Origin of the sequence: Bradyrhizobium sp., assembly GCF_016213215.1 — a bacterium.
Lineage (GTDB): Bacteria > Pseudomonadota > Alphaproteobacteria > Rhizobiales > Xanthobacteraceae > Bradyrhizobium.
Genome location: NZ_JACRAW010000055.1, coordinates 1 through 2,055, shown reverse-complemented (window position 1 = coordinate 2,055; position 2,055 = coordinate 1). Strand labels below are relative to the sequence as shown.

At 65.0% G+C, this 2,055-nt stretch carries 3 protein-coding genes; all 3 read right to left on the bottom strand.

Features of this window, described 5'->3' with window-relative positions; translation table 11 throughout:
* Positions 1 to 1,334: IS66 family transposase (locus HY852_RS10050; RefSeq protein WP_291604435.1), on the bottom strand; the 1,334-nt coding region annotated here is incomplete at its 3' end.
* 73 nt (positions 1,335 to 1,407) lie between these two features.
* Positions 1,408 to 1,761: an IS66 family insertion sequence element accessory protein TnpB gene (tnpB, locus tag HY852_RS10045; RefSeq protein WP_291604434.1), complete on the bottom strand. Its 354-nt coding sequence runs from the start codon at positions 1,759 to 1,761 to the stop codon at positions 1,408 to 1,410.
* On the bottom strand, positions 1,758 to 2,055 hold a 298-nt coding region (locus tag HY852_RS10040), incomplete at its 5' end, for a transposase (RefSeq protein WP_291604433.1). The genes tnpB and HY852_RS10040, both read right to left, overlap by 4 nt.

The following is a 2,055-nucleotide window of genomic DNA, read 5'->3' as shown; positions in this document are numbered from 1 at the left end:
TTGCGGCCGAGCGTGATGGGGCGAATGGCACGCTCGACGGTGTTGGTGTCGAGTTCAATGCGTCCGTCATCGAGGAAGCAGCAAAGGCTGCTCCAACGGGTCAGCGCATAGCGGATCGCATCGGCCAAGCCACTACGGGGCGGGATGTGGGTGACCTGCGTCTCGAGCCAAGCCTTCATCGCCGCGACCAGCGGAAGCGACTTTGCTTGTCGCGTGCTCTGTCGAGCGGCGGCCGTCTGGCCCCGGATGGCCGTCTCGATCGCATAGAGCTCGGCGATGCGCCTGAGCGCTTCGGCTGCGATGGGAGAGCCGGTCGCCTGCTGCACATCATAGAATTTGCGCCTCGCATGGGCCCAGCAGGCCGCGAGTTGGATATCGCCGCCGGCTTTAAGCCTCTCGAATCCGGGATAGCCGTCGACCTGAACGACGCCTTTGAACTTCGCCAGATGGAAGACTGGGCGCTCGGCCCGGCGATCTGGACTGTAGAGATAGATGGCTGCCGGTGGATCCGATCCGCTCCAGGGCCGGTCGTCGCGGGCATAGACCCAGAGCCGGCCGGTCTTGGTGCGGCCGCGGCCGGGATCGAGCACCGGGATCGGGGTGTCGTCGGCGAACAACTTGCTGGATGCGAAGATGTGCTCGGCGAGCTTTTGCTGCAGCGGCTCCAGCCACCAGCAGGCGCCTCCGACCCAGTTCGCCAGGGTCGAGCGGTCCAGCTCGACGCCTTGGCGGGCGAAGATCTGGCTCTGCCTGTAAAGCGGAAGATGGTCGCAGTACTTGGCGACCAGGACGTGGGCGAGCAGGGCGGGACTGGCCAAGCCCTTGGCGATCGGGCGCTCCGGGGCAGGCGTCTGGTGAATGGTCCCGCAAGCCCGGCAACCATAACGGGGTCGACAAATGCGGATGACCCGAAGCCGCGCCGGCACATGGTCGAGCATCTCGCTGACGGTCTCGCCGATCACATGCAGCCCGCCACCGCAGCATGGGCAGGCCTGATGCTCAAGATCGAGCCGTAACTCCTCGCGCGGCAGGTGCGCCGGTAGGCTCGGACGGTCGGCCCGCGGTCTCGGCGCCTTGGCCGTCGCTGGTGGAAGCGTCGCTTCAACCCGTGCGATGTCGGCGTTGAGATCATCGAAGCCGAGTTGCAACTGGTCGTCGTCGAGCCGTTCAGCGCGCCGACCAAACTGGCTGCGCTGAAGCTTCTGGACGATGAGCCGGAGCCGTTCGATCTCGGCCTGCGCGTCCGTGAGGTTGGTGCGTTCGGCCGCGAGCGTGCGCACCATCCGCTGCAGCGCATCTACATCATCCGGCAAAGCAGCGAGATCGATGTCCATGAGCATGAAGTCTACGCTGACTCGCGCGCTTCCTCACCGGCCACATGCATGTTGAGTCAATTAGCCGCAGCGATTATCCGGCGACCGCCGGTCGCCATTGACGCTCCGGCGCGCGCCAGTCGACGCCGTCAATCAGCATCGACAACTGCGCCGAACTCAGCGCCAGCGTTCCGCCCGGCTCGACGCTCGAAGGCCAGAGGAAGACGCCGTGCTCGAGCCGCTTAGTGAAGAGACACAGCCCGGTCCCATCCCAGTACACGATCTTGATCAGATTGGCCTTGCGGCCGCGGAACACAAAGAGGTGCCCGGTGAACGGATCCTGCCGCAGCACGCCCTGGACCAGCATGGCAAGCCCGTCGATGCCCTTACGCATGTCGATGAAGCCGAAGGCGAGGTGGACCTTCACGCCCCGAGGAAGCAGCGTCATAATGCGTGCTCCTCGGTGGGCAAGGTCGCATCGGCGATCTCGACTGTCGCGAACAGCGGTGCCGCCTGCATCAGCTCCTGCTTCCAGCGGAACAGGATACGCGCCGCAATCCCATAGTGGCGCGCCACCTCCGACAGGCTGGCGCCTGGCCGTACCGCTTCCTCGACGATCCGCCGCTTGTCCGCCTCGTTGAACTTCCGCCGAGAGCCTTCGCGCGGCGGCGGCACAATCGGGCCCGGTGACGCCGACCCGTAAGTCATATGACTAAGGCTATGACTTAAACTATGACTAAGC